Origin of the sequence: Nostoc sp. (genome assembly GCF_036917775.1) — a bacterium.
Classification (GTDB): Bacteria; Cyanobacteriota; Cyanobacteriia; order Cyanobacteriales; family Nostocaceae; genus Nostoc.
Genome location: NZ_JBALEQ010000059.1, coordinates 1 through 16,538 on the forward strand (window position 1 = coordinate 1; position 16,538 = coordinate 16,538).

Below are 16,538 nucleotides of genomic sequence, written 5' to 3' on the forward strand. Positions count from 1 at the left end.
CGATTCATCGGTTCAAACTGCTGAAATACTTACTATGTATACATTTTATCAGTTTTAAGCTCCGGTTTTTTCTGAGTTTGTGAGAAATCCGGGTATGGAACCAGCATTTCCGAAGCCATACGTACCAGCAGCGATCCCTGCTCCATCCCGGATATTTAACCGCCCAGTTTCAATATTGATGTTGCCACCAGATCCGGTAGCTCTTGGGTAAACTAGGCTCGATATACCAGTGTTGAAAAACGAATCAACTTCTGGTAATCCCACTAGGTTCACTGAATCTGAAGCATTAATTTTCAATGTTCCCCCCGTTCCTGCTCCTAATGTGCTGGACTCAATCTGAGAACCACCGTCTAGCATTAGCTTCATGGCTTGTATTTGAATATTGCCACCACCATCACCACTGGCATCAACTGCTGCTCCAGACAACTGGATCTCTCCAAAGGCTGAGATGCCTGAATATCCCAACGTCCAGCCTTTATCTGTAGGAATCAGGTTGACCAAACCCGCTCCAGCCACGCTGCCTAATTCAATCTGTCCCCCTGTTGTTTTAAGCGTTCCACGTGAGAGTAATATATCACCGCCCACCAAAGCTAAGGTTTGATTTGGCTGCACGCGTAGACCAGAACTAGTATCTATGAGGTCTGAAGTTTTTCTTATACCTTGACCGTCTCCAAAGACGTGAATATTTCCAGCATTTGTCCCAAATCCTAATCCCACAGGCACGCTCACTGTCAACAGAGGTTCTGCACCACTAAGGGGTTTAGCATCGAAGGAGATGCCATCAGCAAATTTAATATTACTAGCAGTAGTGCCCAAGAACGAGCCGCCAATATTCAGTGAAGCATTCGCCCCAAAAATAATCCCATTGGGATTAATAAGAAATACGTTGGCTATGCCGTTAGCTCGAATTAAACCATCAATATTAGATATTGAGCTACCCGTCACTCTTGTCAAAATGTTTTGGATGTCTAGGGCATTTTTGAAGTAAACTGTGCTTCCTGTGGGCACAGAAAACTGTCCAAAGCTATGGAACAAATTGCTTCCGAATTGGGTTCCTCCCGTTATCGCACTGGTATTATTACCCTCTCGTGTGACGCTGGAGTTAACTCTTAGGGTTGCATCGGGAACAATTTGTGCCGCAATTGGCTCCCAAGGCAATAGACAAAACAAGGTGCTGCCCTTGATAAGCCAGGATAAAGCTTTTGTCATAAATCATGGTAAAAGTTTCTCGGTTGATCTCTGAATTATTTTTAGTACAGACTTGCACCCTGCACCCGAATGATTACCAATTATACAGATTAATAGTAACGGTAGCGTCTTGTCAAATTGGATTGGAGACAGAGGCTTTTCTCTAGTAGTAAAACTGTTAATATTTACTAAAATCCGAGCGAAAGTGATCGGGAGTAAAATACGTTTGTGGATTTATCAGTGATGAACAGAAAACGTAGTGAGTCCTTTAATGAAGTTGCAGAAATCTATGATGCAGCACGCCCTAGTTATCCATCTCAATTGATTGAAGATGTAATTGAGATGGCTAATCTTACGCATTCAGCTTCAATTTTAGATATTGGAACCGGGACAGGTAAGGGGACTGTTCCATTTGCTGAAAAGGGCTACGCTATCTACTGTTTAGAGCCAGGTGAAAGACTGATTGCAATAGCATCTCAAAATATGCGCTTATATCCAAAGGTGACATTTGAGACAGTTACTTTAGAGGATTGGAACTTACGCCCAAGCGCCTTTGATTTAGCAATATCTGCCCAAGCTTTTCATTGGGTAAATCGTGAAAAAGGGTATCCAAAAGTTGCACAAGCTTTAAAAGAAAAAGGTTATATTGCGTTTTTTTGGAATTTCTCTATTTTACCAGATACTTCAATATTTCAGGCGCTCAAAGAAACGTTTCAAAAATATGTACCTACAATATCTAATGCTAAACCATCCTCAGTTGAATCACTAATAAAAAAAAGAGAAAACTGGATATTAAATAGCTTTTGTTTCAAAAACCTAGTGGTCAAACAATATCCTTGGTCTATTGATTATGATGCAGAACGATATCTAGGTCTTCTGAAAACTCAAACTGCTTATCAAGAATTTACTGAAGCTGAAAAGCATAATTTCTCTGATGCTATTATACAGATATTAAATGCTCACGGTGGAGATGTTACTAAACCCTATTTATCGGTTCTTTTCTTTGCTCAAAAAATTTAAATAAGCCCTTTCATTCTAAATAAAACTCAATATCAGGTGTGGGTTACAACTCATCTCAAACCCGATACGGAAAAACTACGGGTTTCAACCTAGATGAGATTTATATAGTCACCCCAAATCCAATACCCTCTGTCAAATAATCAAGCTTTAGCCGTTGTTTTACACGTCTGTTGAAGAGGGTATTTCTAGAATACACCCAAACAGTATTTTGTTGTTGTGGTGGCTCTGGTGTGGTGTTTTTTTTTTTTGATAATTGCTCTATGAGATTTTTTAATGAGTTTTATATTTGGTAGTGCTTTAAAGCTGCAAAATATAAAAAGCAACGAAAAACCCCATCCTTCGTATTGTTGGGGGCATAGATAAAAAACATATATCCCATGATGACACAATTCAATATTTGTTCAACTGCTGTCAGCCTGGAGGTGGGGCAATGAACAAACCACCATCCAGACGCAAGAAAGTTGCTCCTCCGGTATCTGGCGAACCAAAGCCAGCCACCGACTCTGCTCCCGAAAATACTTCTGGCCAAGACAACCCAGCCTCAGCAACGATTACGGTGACAGCTGTTGAAATAAGAGAGTTGACCGAAGAAGAACAAAGCTTACGCTTGCAATTTGAACGTCAGGTAGAAAGGGCATTTTTGTCAGCAGGTCAGGCGCTGATGGAGTTGCGGGACAGACGGCTGTACCGTTCCACGCACCGGACTTTTGAAGAATACTGCCGCGATCGCTTCAATTATAGTCGTGATGCGGCGTACTTGAAGATTTCGGCTACTGTGGTTTATGAGAATCTTCAAAAGTTTTTGCCGACCATTGGTCGGCAAATTCCAATGCCGACCAACGAACGACAATTGCGTTTTTTGGCGAAAGCCGAGTTGGAACCTGCTGTGCAAGCAGATGTTTGGCAGCAGGCAGTAGAGCAAGCTGGCAATAAGATTCCATCCGGTCGGATCGTGAAAGGCGTTGTGGATAGGATACGCGAAAGTCCGAAAGTACCCAATCCTTACCATATTGGTGAAATATGCATTCTTTTGCCAAAGGATAACCCAGACTTGAGAGGTAAAGCAGGTTATTGGGGCGTGGTAACTCATGTTGGAGACTATAGCTGTACAGTCCAGATATGGGACGGCGACTACACCGTGAAGATTGAACACCTGAAGTTACTGGAATTGTTTGATGAAGATTGCCAATTCATGCAGCAGTTATGTATGAGGTTACAGCAGTTGCATGAAGTGGCTAACCGTGACGAGGCTGTGGATTGGCTATTGCAGGGGTTGGGGAAACAAGCAAAACCTTATTTATCTTCGTTGCAAGCAAAATTGTTGGCGGCTATGGAACGGGAGTACAAAATCGAGTGGAGGCAACAGAAATGATGGTGCAGCGAGGAAACAATAATTTAATGCAACAAAGTTTACCTAACGAGTTCACTTTCAAATATTTCTCGCCACAATTCAAATTCTGGACAATTACACCAAAGGGTAAGGAACCCATCAAAAAGTTTAGTTTCTGAATTTTGAACTCCCCTTGGGAGAACTTGGATCAAGATAGGAATATCCAAATCACATGTCCAATTTTCTATTTCTTTTTGAATTTGGGCAATAGTGTCTTGATGGAATCCTCGGTCGTTGTTAGAACACTGAACAAGTAAACATCCACTATCAGAATCTTTGACTCGCTTTAGCGAGAAATTAATCTGTGTCCACATTGATTGGACTTCATTCAAAATATTAGGCAAACCATAGTGATTGCCTAATATCGCCTTTCGGCGTTTCGATTCACCCATAAGTCCCCCTCAGCAATACAAATTTTGACAAGGATGACGAAGAAGATAAGGAATCTTCTAACGACGAGTAACCCTCTGGGGGTTATTAACTACTAATACTATTGTAACGATAAATCAAGGGTTTCAAGTATTTTGCAGTTGCAAGAATTGGGGATTTTGCCAAACCTTATCTGTCATCCTTGCAGGCGAAACTGCTAGCGGCTGTTGAGAGAGAGTACAAAATTGAGTGGAGGCAACAGAAGTGACGATACAGCTAGTAAACAAGAGGTTAATCCAACAAATACACAATGCAACAATGCAACAATTAACTCATTGTATGAAGCGGTAAGCGATCGCGGAGTGTCGGGTAGCGTTGCCATGCTGGAATAGCTTATCGGTTCAAGAAGAAATCTGAGTAGGGAATGTGGAGTGTCTATAATAGATCGCCAATATTGGACAGTTCTTTTTTTCTCCTTTCTGTTGACACTAACATTTGAGCAGGTAATGTCTATCTCCTCTTATAACTTCATTTTAGAAGCTATTTTCTATGCAGCTTCATATTAAATTGGTATAAGTTTTGGAGTCTCTTAAAATTTCAAATCTTTCTTATAGTCAAAAGCCAAATAATTGGCAATTAATCAAGCTTCTATTCAGTTTCTAGAATGTTTCTGCGTGAAAACAACCCCAACCTTTCATTTCGGAGATTACATCGTTAATGAAAGTGTAACGGTAATTATCGCGCAGTTTGTTCATAGCTACTTTTATTCCTAACCGAAAGCTATCATTTACAGGTTTATTTACGCCGTACTGTACTAGCTCCTGACATCTAACATTTGTCTTTTAACAAGAGCATGGCCAGATTGAACATCAAACCAGTGAATATCCTCAGTGGGCAATGCTAATGTAATATCCTCGCCACTCCAATTTTGGTCTGTTGGCAACAAAGCACGTACCGTAATCGCTCCGGTTTGTGAATCCTCAATCCTGACACTGACTAAATAGTGCATACCCAAGTTTTCCACTAAAAACACTCGCCCTTGGATAGTTTGGGTATCACCTGGTTGAGCAATGCGGACATTTTCTGGACGGATTCCCAGAACAATCTGCGGTGGTACTGTTGGTATATCTGGGAGAAGTACTTGGAAGTTACCCACGATCGCATATTGTCCCTTACAAGGTAAAGTCAGCAAATTCATTTGCGGACTACCAACAAATCCAGCCACAAATAGATTAGCTGGATGGTTATAGATGCACTCAGGTGGATCAAGTTGCTGGACATAGCCATCGTTGAGCAAGGCAACTTTTGTGGAGAGCGTCATCGCTTCGGTTTGGTCGTGGGTAACGTAGACAACTGGCACTTTTTGTGCTGCAAAAATTTGCTTAATATCGGCTCGGACTCTTTCCCGCAATAGTGCATCCAGGTTACTTAAAGGTTCATCCAGCAGATACACATCGGCATTACGCACCAAAGCACGACCGACAGCAACCCGTTGCCGTTGACCTCCAGACATTTGGCCAGGCTTGCGGTTCATTAACTCTGCTAATCCTAAAACTTCTGCCACTTCTGCCACTCGCTGTTTAATTTCTGTCGGTGGTACTTTTTTCAGCTTGAGTCCAGAAGCGAGGTTTTCGTACACCGTCATGTGGGGATAGAGTGCATAGCTTTGAAAAACCATTGCAATGTTGCGATCAGCTGCTCGTTTATAGGTGACATCCACCTCCCCAATCTTAATCTGACCGCGAGTCGGTTCTTCAAGACCCGCAATCATGCGTAGGACGGTAGATTTGCCACAGCCAGAAGGGCCAAGTAAAGTGAGAAACTCATGGTTCTCTACAGTTAAACTAACGTCCTTGACAGGGATGACTTTAGGATTATAGGTTTTATTCAAGTTTGTGAGTTCAAGTTTAGCCATTTTGATTTCTATCCTTTTACAGCACCAGCAGTAAGACCTTGGACAATCCGGCGCTGGAAAAACAAAACTAGTAAAATCAGGGGTAATGTGCCCACAACAGTTGCAGCAGCGATCGCACCGTAGGGAATTTCAAATACTGTCGCACCACCCAACTGGGCAGCAGCAACCGGAATTGTCTTCAATTCTTCACGAGTCATAAAGGTGAGAGCGAAAATAAACTCGTTCCAAGCAAAAATAAAGGTGAGGATTCCAGTAGTTACTAAGGCGGGAAGGGTCATAGGTAGCACGATTTGCCACAGTAGCTGAAAAGTGTTGTAGCCATCGACCCTAGCAGAATCTTCCAAATCTTTTGGTAATTGTTGAAAAAAGCTTCTCAGCACCAAAATTGTTAGCGGCAAATTGATGGCAGTATAAGGTATGATTAGCGCCAGATAATTGTTGCCGAGTTTAAGCGCTTGGATAATTTCTAACAGTCCTAGAAACAAGAGAATTCCAGGAAATAAGGTAACAATTAGAACGCTGGCGAGGATAACTCTTTCACACCTTGGGCGTAACCGTGCGAGGGCATAAGCCGCAGGTGCGCCGATCGCTAAAGATACAGCTGTAGAAGTAATCGATACAAAGGCGCTATTGAAGATGTAGCGCCAAAATGGGCGACGAGTAAATAACTCAATGTAGTGATTGAAAGTGAATCGTGTAGGGAAATAGACAGTAGGAACGGCGGCAATATCCTCATTCACTTTAAACGAGGTCAGCAATTGCCATAAGGCTGGCGCTAGGCTAAATAGCACTATTAATACAACTATGATGGGCAGTAAGATTTTTTTCAGAGAAAACTTGGTTTCTCCTTTTCGTTTTGGAGTTACTGGAACTGTCTGGGGAGTTACACTCATGGGTTAAATGGCTCCTGATGTTTTGGCACGGTATTTAGCAAGAAACTAGCGATCGCCACAGCCACAATCAATATTAAAAATGTCACCACTACCAGGGCTGCTCCATAACCAAAATCCAAGTAGCGCATCACCGTAGAATAAATATACAATGACACCACTTCCGTAGCGCCACCAGGGCCACCCCCAGTCATCACAGCAATCAAGTCGAAAATCCCGAAAGCTTGAGCAAACCGAAATAGCACTGCAATTAAGATTTGTGGCAGCAGCAGTGGCAGGGTAATATTGCGGAAGCTTTGCCAAGCAGTTGCCCCATCGACTGAGTAAGCCTCATAGAGGTCTTGTGATATCGACTGCAACCCAGCTAGCAACAGGATGCTGATAAACGGCGTAGTTTTCCAAACATCTGCAAAAACCACTGCGATCATCGCCAGCGTTGGATCTCCTAACCAGTTAATCCCAGTCTCAATCAGCCCCAATCGCCGCAGAATATCGTTCACAACCCCAAACTGGTCGTTAAAAATCCAAGCCCACGCCAGACCAATCAGAGAAGTAGGCAAAGCCCAAGGGATAATGGCGATTGTACGCACTATGCCCCGCCCAAAAAAGGCTTGGTTGAGAACTAGGGCAACTCCCAGTCCTAGCAATAGTTCTGAGATTACTGATGCTGTTGTAAACACCGTTGTCGCCCACAAACTCTGCCAAAAACGACCATCCCCCGCCATCCGCACATAATTTTCCAAACCAGAGAATACAGGTTGTAACTCTGTTCCCAGATTTCTCGTAAATACGCTTAACCAAAATGCTCGTAAAATCGGGTAGGCAAATACAAACAACAGCAGCAGCAATGCTGGTGTTAGTAAAATCCATGCTGTCTGTTGTTCTCGACTTCTAAGTGTATGTAAATTTGTCATTTGTTATAAGGCATTGGGCATTGGCAAAGAGGAGGCCGAAAGCACAAGTTGTTTAATTTTTAATTTTTAATTGCTCTCCCCCTGCTCCCAGCAGTCGGCGCGTTTCCGCAGCAGCAGCTTGCATTGCTCGTTCAGAATTCATCCGACCGGATAACGCGGCGCTGAGATAACGCTGTAAAATATCTGATGTCTGAGCATATTGCGCGATCGGCGGACGTAAAACTGCATTGTCCACGACCTCCAATAACTGCGGATAGTGGGGGTATTTAGCAACAATCTCTGGATCTGTAAACAAATCCCGGCGACTTGGCACATAGCCTGCACTAAAAATAAATCGGCGCTGTGCTTTTCGACTGGTAAAATACTGAATTGCTTTCCAAGCTTCTTCAGGATGTTGAGAAGATTTAGCAATCCCTAAACCCCAGCCCCCTAAACAAGCTGCTCCCGTCTTACCAGGAGCGTGAACCATTGGTTTAATCGCTATTTTGCCCTGGATTGGCGAATTTTCTGCCTGGGCTAAAGGCCACGCATAAGGCCAACTGCGTAAAAATGCTACTTGACCACTTTGAAACAAGCGCCGGGTGTCTTCTTCTTGGTAAGTCGTGACTCCAGGAGGAGAAACGCCAACTCTTACGGTACTACGCAGAAACTCAATGGCTCGTAATGTTTCTGGTCGATCTAACCCAACTTCGAGAGTGTCGGGATTAACCCAGAAGCCACCAAAGCCATCAAGAACTTCTGCAAACATCGCCACAAGCCCTTCATATTGACGACCCTGCCAAACATAGCCCCAATTCACCTGCTTTTTCTTTTGCAAGACTTGGGAAATTCGGATCAAATCATCAAAGGTTTCTGGCGGTTTCAATCCTGCTTGTTTGATTAAATCTTCTCGGTAGTAGAGCATTCCCACGTCGGAACGCACTGGAATGCGGTACAGCTTATCTTGGTAACGTCCACCTTCTACATCTTGGGATGAAAATGCTCCTAAGTCCTCTTTAGAAATGCGATCGCCTAAAGGTAGCAACCATCCAGCAGCAGCAAACTTGGATGTCCAGATCACATCCATATTAATTAGGTCGTAAGGGGATTCACCCAAGATAAAAGATGAGGTATATAGGTCTTCGAGCAAATTTGTGGCATTCGGCCCTTCAACCAGGTTAATGCGAATACCTGGGTTCTCAGCCTCGAAGTCTCTAATTAAACCCTGCCTCCAAGGTTCGGCATCAGGGGCAGTCATTAACAGATTCAGGGTAACTGGTTGCTGCGAGAGTGCTACCCAACTGAACAATATAATGCTCAACAGAGTTGCCAGGAAAACCCCTATATGGAAATAACTTTGTTTTTGGATGAATTTTTGTAACTTGTTTATAGGCTTTCGGTACAACATTATTCATGTAGCGATCGCTAGTGGTAATTATTAGGAAATAAAAACATAAAAATCTCAAAAATCCCGCTTTATATTATTTTTTATCAAAATGCTTGAGTAATGAACAAGCAAGTCAATAAACTTAACATCGACCTGGCTTCAAATAAATAAGTGTAAATTTTTGCTAGTAAACCCTAAATGTACAGTAATGTTTGGGGTCAAAATTGCCTAAAGTCTGGGGTAGAAAATTTTAATATATTAAGTCTGATGTTTCTCATTTGGCACTTTGAATATATTTTGCTGCTGATTGGGTAAGAATACAGCACTTCCGGCTATTATGAAGCACAATTTTACCCATATCCCTTTTCTATCCTAACTTTTGAGATTGTATGCGTACCTCATAGCAGGCGGAAGTGCTGTAAAGCAACGTGTTGTTAGCTCAAACTTATTTGCAGTCTTTGTTTGGGTTTTCCTGCTGCCATCAGCTTTTGGATCTTCAAAGAAGTTACTTTTGGCATAAATCACCCCCAATACTTAACAGTAATTATGGCAGCTAGACTATTATTAAATGCAGTTGCTAATTACATACTAATGTTCAGTGAATTTAGCATCTACGCCTTCTCATCAGCCAGTATTCAAACTCTGACGCACTTTTTCAACAACCTGAGTAAGCGCACCAGCTTCAAAGGGAGAAATGAGATTTGCCGATTGCACTAATTCTCGAAAGGATGCAGAACCACCGCGATCGCATAATGCAATATACTCTGCCAACGCTTGCGAATAATTTTCTTCTGCTTTGACCCAAAACTGCAAGGCGCAACACCCCGCCAAGGTGTAATCAATATAATAAAAGGGCGAACAGTAAATGTGTTGTTTTTCTTGCCAGAGTCCGCCTTTGTTGAGATAATTTAAATCTCTATATTTACGCCAAGGCAGATAACGAGCTTCCATTTGTTGCCACATAAGATGTCGTTCTTGCGGGGTTGCCTCTGGGTTCGCATATACCAAATGCTGAAAATGATCCACTGCCACACCATAAGGCTGAAATAGAATCGACCAGGCTAGATGCTGCCTCCGAAATCGATCGGCTTGATCCCCGAAAAACTTTTCCATCTGCGAATAGGTGAGAAACTCTAAGCTCATGGAGTGAATTTCACACGATTCTAGGGTGGGCCACAGGTAATCAAAAACTGGCAAATGGCGACTTCGCCACATTTGGAAGGCATGACCGATTTCGTGAACAAACACCTGAACGTCGTTTTTTGTGCCATTGAAATTTGCGAACACGTATGGAACATCATAGGTTGGGAAGCTTGTGCAAAATCCGCCTCCTGCTTTTCCGGGACGGTTTTGCAAATCTAGTAAATGCTGCTCAACCATCATCTGAAAAAAGCTAGCCAGCGATGGATTCAAGGCATCAAACATTTCTTGTGCCCGTTCTAGCATCCAGTCATGATTGCCAATGGGAGCCGGACTACCTTCGACATCAAAGACGGACTCATCCCAGAAATATAGGGTGTCTAGATTGAGCCGTTTTGCCTGTTGCCCAATTAGCTCCATCGCTAAGGGAACGACCTCTTGAACTACTTGATCTCGATAGCGTTCAACATCGCTTTGATTGTAATCTACCCGTCGCATCCGGCGATATCCTAGCGCAATGTAGTTTTCATCGCCCAATTTTTTTGCCATGCGATCGCGCAGTTTTACCAATTGATCAAACAATTGATCAAAGCAATCTTGATTCTGCTCAAAAAACTGCCAGCGACACTGTTCTGCTTGGTGGCGAATGTCTCGCTCTTTACTTTGCAGATATGGTTGCAAACCTGATAAATTTACTTGCTTACCCCCGAACTCTAACTTTGCCGAGGCGATCAGTTTGGTGTACTCATTGATGAGTTTAGATTCTTCAACTAAATCTGCTGCGATCGCTTCTTCAAAAGTCGTGATGTCTGCTTCCCACAGCAAAAAGGCTTGCCGTCCCAAGCTTTGTTCTAATTCGGCGCGATCGGGGCTATGAATCAGCTGCCGTTTGAAGTCTACTTCAAGGGCAGTCAGAGATGGTGAAAGTTCGCTGCAATAGTCCAAGGCGGTTTTGTATTCTGGATTTTGCGTGTCTTGGTGAAAGTGGAGTTGCGTGAGTTCCTTCCATGTACTGAGTCTGCATCGTAAGGCATCCCACTCTTGAAAGGCAGCCTTTCGTTGCTGTGAGGTTTGAGCCTGGTTAAACTGTGCCTGGATAGCTTGGTATTCGGCAGTTACGCCCAAGAGCGTCGGAGTTTCTGTTGTGATCTCGGCAAAATCTACTGGAGCTTGCATCAATCTTTCCTTTCCCTCATGAAAAAGTTTTTATTTAGGGAAATCGGCAACTTTCGTTTTTCCCTAAAGTTCTAAGTTTAACAATCCTATTAGGGACTTGCAGAAAATAAATTATCCCAAATTATTTATAGATTTGTAGGGGCGTAAACCCTTGCGACCCTACAACGGGATATTTTTTTAACTGGAAGTCCCTTATTATTAAATTTTAATCGTCTCGAAGATACTGCACATCTTTCATCTTTCAAAGTTCTATTTAATTGTGTTGATTTCTAGCCAGTTGTAGAGCCTTAACTAAACTCAGTTGAATGCTGTACAATGCAATTCAAGATGGCCGAAGGAAGGAGAGCTTTTCACCCAGACATTATGGTTGTGATAAAAATCTCCACGTTGCTCCAAGGTAAACCCACCCAGCAATAATCCTAACCATACTTCTACCATCGGCATTTGCAACGCACGTTGCAGTTTAACTAAAGAAATCTCATCTTTGACATTGATCAGATAATTAGCAATCGCGCTCTGCCATTTTTCCACATCCTCATCTGATGCCAAATTGCGGACATCTTCTAAAGTTGTCACCTCATCAAGCATTGCCAAAACATTCGCTTTTTCAACGGGTGCTGCTACAGAATCACCCAACTCAGTAGGAGATGAAAATTGGTGTGGGCCATGTGGTTTAAAGGTTTGTGGTGTTTGCGGTTCAATCAAATCATCTAAATCTAGGTGCATTGTTGTCCGCACTAGACCAGCAAAGAGATCGGTGCTAACAACAGGCCCCAAAAGACTATTGCGATCGCGGGTATCTTGCAACAGCACTTCGGCACGAGACTTGAGAATATCTGCAATTTGACTGAAGGCAAGCGCTGCGGTTAATAACTGTGCCTCCAGGGGTAATTTTTCTAACTCGGCATCCAAACAATCCCACATAGCATCAAGGGAAGAAGTTGGTGGAGACTCGGACAACTCATCAAGCACATCCCAGATTGTTAATTGGCGGTATGTGGTCATTGAAGAAATTCAGGATTTAACGGGCAGGGTCGCACTGGGCAATGAGATGGACTAACCTCGAACATATCTTTTTGACACAAATTTAGAAATCTTCTAAATCAACTTTATCGTCAATGAGATGGACTAATCTCGAACATATCTTTTTGACACTCCCCCATCTTGAGACGCGGAGACTCTAAGCGGAAACTATGCAACGGGCTAAAACCTCGTTACCCCGTTTCTTCTTAGCTGTCACCCAGATATAGATCCGGGTGGGGGTAGTCAATGACCCCCTAGACACTCCACTTAAGTTTAAACTAAGTGTTGTGCTTACTTTGCGGATGATATTGGCTGCTCCGTTGCAATCTGCATTAATATACCAATTCTGGCTCGTGCGGAACAATCCGCGTTTTACTCTACGACCAGAAGATTTCCACCCATCGGGTTTTTCACCGTGTTTTGGTAGTGTATCCCCATCAACAAATGATGCTGCTGAGGTGTTAGCTTCTTCTGTCTCTATAAACTCAATGCCATACTGCTGGCACAGTTGCTTAATTCGCCCTTTGAGCCTAGCAGTTGGGATTTGTACAAATTGCTGGTTGCGTTTCTTCCCTAGATTAGTCTGTTGTTTGATTCCTTGTCCCCAGCCAAACACGACCCGTCCAATTCGGTTTTTTATGCAATGGTTAATAACAATTCGTGCAGCTTTATTAATGGCATCTCTAACTTGTCTGTTACGTTTTTCAGTGATAGCAGCAAGTTTATTTGACCAAAAACCTTGAGGTTTGTTCTTTCTAATTGTTGCGAGGAGTTTGTTATACCAACGATTTAAACTTTTGAAATGCCGACCATCAATAATAAAGCTTTTGCCAAGGTTAGAAACACAGGTTAACCAGTTATTCAATCCGTGGTCAATTCCTAACACCCTGCTTTTATCTACATCTGATGCAACAAGATTAGTCTTATAGACGAACTCTACAAAAAAACAGCGATTCCTCGGTAAAATTCTTAACTCTCTAATATCCTCAAATCGCAAGTTTGAGGGCATAGGTAGAGTAAAGTAATCTAACTTAAACCATATTTTTACTAGGGAACTAAGAGGTATTCTGATTTGTCCGTCTTTTAGCCTTAATGGTTGTTTAGGATAAGTAACCAAGTTCAAACCATCTTTTCTATACTTTGGAGGACTTGGCTTATCTGTCAATTCACCACGTTTGTACAATGTGTTAAGTTGTTTGAAAGATGCAAACGACTCATACACAGAGCTGCACAACTGCTGAGAAACCTGAGAATAGAGTGTTTGAAAATGTATATTTGATTTCATCTGGTGGTGTAATTCAAACTTAGTTATATAGCGTTTCGCCTTAAACCAGATTTGACGAGCATAGTAAATGGTGCAGTTTGCTAACTTATTCGATTCTGAACAGATGAACTCTAAAATAGCTTTCAATTCTTGGTTTGGATGAATTAAAATTTGTTGACACCTGTACAAATTAATCACCTCTCTATTGTTATTCGCATGACTAAAAATACTAGCTAACCTACCAAATAGCTAATAATCTGCGGATCTATCGCAGCAATCCGATGCCTAATAGAATGTGGAGGATTCTTGAAAAACCGTTTTAAATCCCGACTCTTAACGAGGTAATTTGTCGCAGAACGCCGAATAGCTTTGAGCCAGCCTCGTTTTACCCATTTAGCTACAGTACAGGGATTCAATGAAAGAGCTTGAGCAATTTGGCTACAACTATAATTGTCGAGAGTGGGACGTGCAGAATAACCCAACGCATAGAGCTTTTTATGAACAGCTAAAGTTGTGCGATGATAGCCTCGTCTTCTAAGTCTGTATGCTATTTGTTTAGGTGTGTAAGCTTCAGACATTTCATCAAGAATTTCTAACTCTTGGGGCGTCCATTTTTTCTTCATTTGTTAACCTCCAGAATTGCTGGTAGAAATATTTAGAGGGACTTGCTTGATTTACTGATTAGTCGATTGCACCAAATTGCAAGTTTGTTCTAGTAGTTTGTACTCATCCCAATTTCTTGGATTATGAGGTGATGACATTGACTCTTCAAATTCCCAGTTTTGAGAATTGGTATCGAAAAACTCAATGGCTGCATCAAAACCACATTGTAAAAATCTGCTGTATGATTCTTCCGAACAAAGAATTGATTCGACAATTGCAGTCAAGAGTTTGAGATTGGTTTCAGTAGCAGCACCTTCTTTGTGGAGCCATTCAATTGTTTCCAGCAGTTGTTGTTTAGCAAATGCCGTAGTAGATTGAGGTAATGCGGCAATGGGAATAAAACCTGTTAGTTGTTTCATGTTTGATTGGCTCAAAAATTATCTATTTCTGCAACACCTTCATCAGTTACAACTTTCCGTTGAGATTTGGCTTTACTAATTTGGAATTCGTTAGCTTTAATCACAGGCATTGCAGCCTCTTTAACTGCTGCTTTCGCCTGATGATAGAGAAATTGAACTACACCATCCGCATCTTCTTCATCCTCGACCTGCGCCCATAAAGAACAACCTAATTCGATTGATTCGTAGTTGCCCAAATTGAACTTTCTAGAATAACTAATTGAAACAGTACCGATTTTCATTTACTTGTTTGAACCACTAAATTATGTAGTGGCGACTCACAGGTGAATCGCCTTTTTCGTGTTTAATTACCGCTTGTTACCTTGCGGCAATACCTGCTGATTCTGTGGTTGAAGTGATGCCCTCACCTCTGCTTCTGAAACTGCGGGTAATGCTTGTGTGGTCTTGTTTGCGTTATCTGCCCAACGTTCGTAAGTCTCGTTAGTCACCCAGTGCAATGTCGCCCCCGACTCCGCACCAGAGCGAATCATTTCTGCTGCAACTAAAGCGTCCTTTTCAAAGTCGGACTCAGGGTTGCGGTACGACCACTGAATAAACCAATATGTTCCCAGCGCTCCTTCTACTTTCTGAAACTCGGCGCAGAAGATGTAGTTTTTGAGTACGCTAGCGATCGCGCTATAACAAAACTCTTTCGGATCTCCCGCCATTCCCTCTTCACACCACGATTGAAAAGCACGATGGGCGAAGTGATTATACAGTGCAGCAAACGAGTCCTTACTACGGCGGTGCATCAAGAAACAAAGCAGCATTGAGGCCGGCCCTTTGAACTGGTCTTTTAACCCACCAGTTACAGGAATGACCCACAATTCGGTAAAGGGTTCGTTGGTAAAATTCTCGTTGATTGTGAGTAAGCGGTCAGGGCGTGAGATGGCAATCGCAAAGTCAGCTTTATTGCCTTTGAGATATCCACCGGCTTGTGCTTCTAAAATCGTTATCTTTGGGGGACAATCAAGAAGGAATTGCCCGTACTCTTTAGCGCAATTGGCTTGCAGTTTAGGTTGGCTAGGTGGGATGAGAAAGACGCTGTTGTTGATTTTGATAGTTTCCATGTGTACAAAGTGATGGCTGTGTTTGTTTGAATGAGTTGATGGGCTTAGTTAGTCGGCAATTTGTCGGAATCTTGTGTAATTGTCAGTAAAAAACCATGTTTGGTATTCTGCACTCGTACTAGTTCTCTATCGAGTAATGATTGGATTACTGTTCGTGAGAAATTAATGCTGTGTAAACGAGCAGAACCACCACTCAACAATTACCAATTCGCAATTCGCAACTCGCAATGACGGACGAAACTTGTACTGAACAAAGCCGAAGTATTGAAAAATTCATTCAGAAATTTAAGTTCCTAATTTAAATTCTGAAAAAACAATTAGTATTAATATTCAAACCAGCGTATTTTTGCTTAGTATTTTAATTGCGAATTGCGAACTGCGAATTGCGAATTGTTCGGTCAGAGCAGTTTTTGGGCAGTTTAGCCATTAGCTATGCCTCCAGGAATTGCTTTTAATTCGTACTTAAGCAGTTCAAGTTGGCGTAGACATTGTTCTATTTCAGCCTGAATCTCTGCTCTCAATTCCTGCGGTGTCAGTAATTTAATTTCGTTCTCTAAGTGATTTCCTTCATCAATAGAATTGATGTCAGGCATGGCGATGTACCGCCAGCCTTCACCATATTCGTATGCTAAAAGACTATCGCTTAGGTAATACTTGATGCCGATGATAATTCCCTGCTCTGTACGTTGCCCTAAAGTAAAACGAGGGTATTTCCAACCGTGTGGAATGGTGATTGTTGGTTGCATGGTTAT

The 16,538-nt window shown here is 42.3% G+C and carries 17 protein-coding genes and 1 pseudogene; 3 read left to right on the forward strand and 15 right to left on the reverse strand.

Annotated elements, in window-relative coordinates:
* Nucleotides 1-54: 54 nt before the first annotated feature.
* Nucleotides 55-1,209, reverse strand: a complete 1,155-nt coding sequence (locus V7K69_RS09885; protein WP_335033755.1) for a filamentous hemagglutinin N-terminal domain-containing protein — start codon at nucleotides 1,207-1,209, stop codon at nucleotides 55-57.
* A gap of 222 nt (nucleotides 1,210-1,431) precedes the next feature.
* Between V7K69_RS09885 and V7K69_RS09890 the strand changes: the two genes are divergently transcribed.
* Nucleotides 1,432-2,208, forward strand: coding sequence for a class I SAM-dependent methyltransferase (locus V7K69_RS09890; RefSeq protein WP_335033757.1), 777 nt, complete (start codon nucleotides 1,432-1,434; stop codon nucleotides 2,206-2,208).
* Nucleotides 2,209-2,638: 430 nt separating this feature from the next.
* Nucleotides 2,639-3,580, forward strand: coding sequence for a hypothetical protein (locus tag V7K69_RS09895; protein WP_335033759.1), 942 nt, complete (start codon nucleotides 2,639-2,641; stop codon nucleotides 3,578-3,580).
* Nucleotides 3,581-3,618: 38 nt separating this feature from the next.
* On the opposite strand, the gene V7K69_RS09900 is transcribed toward V7K69_RS09895, so the two are convergent.
* Nucleotides 3,619-3,990 (reverse strand): hypothetical protein, encoded by a 372-nt coding sequence (locus V7K69_RS09900; RefSeq protein ID WP_335033761.1) that lies wholly within the window; start codon nucleotides 3,988-3,990, stop codon nucleotides 3,619-3,621.
* Nucleotides 3,991-4,212: 222 nt separating this feature from the next.
* On the opposite strand from V7K69_RS09900, the gene V7K69_RS09905 reads away from it, so the two are divergent.
* Complete coding sequence (locus tag V7K69_RS09905; protein WP_335033763.1) at nucleotides 4,213-4,359, forward strand: hypothetical protein; 147 nt, start codon at nucleotides 4,213-4,215, stop codon at nucleotides 4,357-4,359.
* Nucleotides 4,360-4,626: 267 nt separating this feature from the next.
* Here V7K69_RS09905 and V7K69_RS32920 read toward each other — a convergent pair.
* The 13 genes and pseudogenes from V7K69_RS32920 to V7K69_RS09965 form a co-directional block, all read right to left on the reverse strand.
* A pseudogene (locus V7K69_RS32920) lies at nucleotides 4,627-4,752 on the reverse strand (DUF1186 domain-containing protein); the annotation flags it as partial.
* A gap of 29 nt (nucleotides 4,753-4,781) precedes the next feature.
* Complete coding sequence (locus V7K69_RS09910; protein WP_335033766.1) at nucleotides 4,782-5,882, reverse strand: ABC transporter ATP-binding protein; 1,101 nt, start codon at nucleotides 5,880-5,882, stop codon at nucleotides 4,782-4,784.
* 8 nt (nucleotides 5,883-5,890) lie between these two features.
* Nucleotides 5,891-6,775, reverse strand: coding sequence for a carbohydrate ABC transporter permease (locus V7K69_RS09915; protein WP_335033768.1), 885 nt, complete (start codon nucleotides 6,773-6,775; stop codon nucleotides 5,891-5,893).
* The gene (locus tag V7K69_RS09920) at nucleotides 6,772-7,686 is read right to left on the reverse strand and encodes a carbohydrate ABC transporter permease (RefSeq protein ID WP_335033771.1); all 915 of its coding nucleotides are present in this window, start codon (nucleotides 7,684-7,686) and stop codon (nucleotides 6,772-6,774) included. The genes V7K69_RS09915 and V7K69_RS09920 overlap by 4 nt, the downstream gene beginning before the upstream one ends.
* Nucleotides 7,687-7,738: 52 nt before the next feature.
* Complete coding sequence (locus V7K69_RS09925; RefSeq protein WP_335033773.1) at nucleotides 7,739-9,073, reverse strand: ABC transporter substrate-binding protein; 1,335 nt, start codon at nucleotides 9,071-9,073, stop codon at nucleotides 7,739-7,741.
* A gap of 603 nt (nucleotides 9,074-9,676) precedes the next feature.
* Nucleotides 9,677-11,368, reverse strand: a complete 1,692-nt coding sequence (locus V7K69_RS09930) for a M3 family oligoendopeptidase (RefSeq protein ID WP_335033775.1) — start codon at nucleotides 11,366-11,368, stop codon at nucleotides 9,677-9,679.
* 297 nt (nucleotides 11,369-11,665) lie between these two features.
* Nucleotides 11,666-12,373, reverse strand: coding sequence for a hypothetical protein (locus V7K69_RS09935; protein WP_335033777.1), 708 nt, complete (start codon nucleotides 12,371-12,373; stop codon nucleotides 11,666-11,668).
* Between the two features lie 175 nt (nucleotides 12,374-12,548).
* Nucleotides 12,549-13,853, reverse strand: coding sequence for an RNA-guided endonuclease InsQ/TnpB family protein (locus V7K69_RS09940; RefSeq protein WP_335033779.1), 1,305 nt, complete (start codon nucleotides 13,851-13,853; stop codon nucleotides 12,549-12,551).
* Between the two features lie 35 nt (nucleotides 13,854-13,888).
* On the reverse strand, nucleotides 13,889-14,278 hold the full coding sequence (locus tag V7K69_RS09945) for a hypothetical protein (RefSeq protein ID WP_190884108.1): 390 nt from the start codon (nucleotides 14,276-14,278) through the stop codon (nucleotides 13,889-13,891).
* A gap of 51 nt (nucleotides 14,279-14,329) precedes the next feature.
* Complete coding sequence (locus tag V7K69_RS09950; protein ID WP_335033784.1) at nucleotides 14,330-14,677, reverse strand: hypothetical protein; 348 nt, start codon at nucleotides 14,675-14,677, stop codon at nucleotides 14,330-14,332.
* 11 nt (nucleotides 14,678-14,688) lie between these two features.
* Nucleotides 14,689-14,958 (reverse strand): hypothetical protein, encoded by a 270-nt coding sequence (locus V7K69_RS09955; protein WP_335033786.1) that lies wholly within the window; start codon nucleotides 14,956-14,958, stop codon nucleotides 14,689-14,691.
* 66 nt (nucleotides 14,959-15,024) lie between these two features.
* Complete coding sequence (locus tag V7K69_RS09960; RefSeq protein ID WP_335033788.1) at nucleotides 15,025-15,786, reverse strand: hypothetical protein; 762 nt, start codon at nucleotides 15,784-15,786, stop codon at nucleotides 15,025-15,027.
* A 419-nt stretch (nucleotides 15,787-16,205) separates the two neighbouring features.
* Entirely contained in the window at nucleotides 16,206-16,532 is a 327-nt protein-coding gene (locus tag V7K69_RS09965; RefSeq protein ID WP_335033790.1) for a hypothetical protein, read from the reverse strand.
* Between the last annotated feature and the right edge of the window lie 6 nt (nucleotides 16,533-16,538).

Bases quoted from the DNA above. Each gene is read 5' to 3' on its own strand.
- V7K69_RS09910 (WP_335033766.1), bottom strand. From the start codon at position 5,882: ATGGCTAAACTTGAACTCACAAACTTGAATAAAACCTATAATCCTAAA.
- V7K69_RS09950 (WP_335033784.1), bottom strand. From the start codon at position 14,677: ATGAAACAACTAACAGGTTTTATTCCCATTGCCGCATTACCTCAATCT.
- V7K69_RS09925 (WP_335033773.1), bottom strand. From the start codon at position 9,073: ATGTTGTACCGAAAGCCTATAAACAAGTTACAAAAATTCATCCAAAAA.
- V7K69_RS09885 (WP_335033755.1), bottom strand. From the start codon at position 1,209: ATGACAAAAGCTTTATCCTGGCTTATCAAGGGCAGCACCTTGTTTTGT.
- V7K69_RS09915 (WP_335033768.1), bottom strand. From the start codon at position 6,775: ATGAGTGTAACTCCCCAGACAGTTCCAGTAACTCCAAAACGAAAAGGA.
- V7K69_RS09945 (WP_190884108.1), bottom strand. From the start codon at position 14,278: ATGAAGAAAAAATGGACGCCCCAAGAGTTAGAAATTCTTGATGAAATG.
- V7K69_RS09890 (WP_335033757.1), top strand. From the start codon at position 1,432: ATGAACAGAAAACGTAGTGAGTCCTTTAATGAAGTTGCAGAAATCTAT.
- V7K69_RS09920 (WP_335033771.1), bottom strand. From the start codon at position 7,686: ATGACAAATTTACATACACTTAGAAGTCGAGAACAACAGACAGCATGG.
- V7K69_RS09955 (WP_335033786.1), bottom strand. From the start codon at position 14,958: ATGAAAATCGGTACTGTTTCAATTAGTTATTCTAGAAAGTTCAATTTG.
- V7K69_RS09930 (WP_335033775.1), bottom strand. From the start codon at position 11,368: ATGCAAGCTCCAGTAGATTTTGCCGAGATCACAACAGAAACTCCGACG.
- V7K69_RS09935 (WP_335033777.1), bottom strand. From the start codon at position 12,373: ATGACCACATACCGCCAATTAACAATCTGGGATGTGCTTGATGAGTTG.
- V7K69_RS09895 (WP_335033759.1), top strand. From the start codon at position 2,639: ATGAACAAACCACCATCCAGACGCAAGAAAGTTGCTCCTCCGGTATCT.
- V7K69_RS09900 (WP_335033761.1), bottom strand. From the start codon at position 3,990: ATGGGTGAATCGAAACGCCGAAAGGCGATATTAGGCAATCACTATGGT.
- V7K69_RS09965 (WP_335033790.1), bottom strand. From the start codon at position 16,532: ATGCAACCAACAATCACCATTCCACACGGTTGGAAATACCCTCGTTTT.
- V7K69_RS09960 (WP_335033788.1), bottom strand. From the start codon at position 15,786: ATGGAAACTATCAAAATCAACAACAGCGTCTTTCTCATCCCACCTAGC.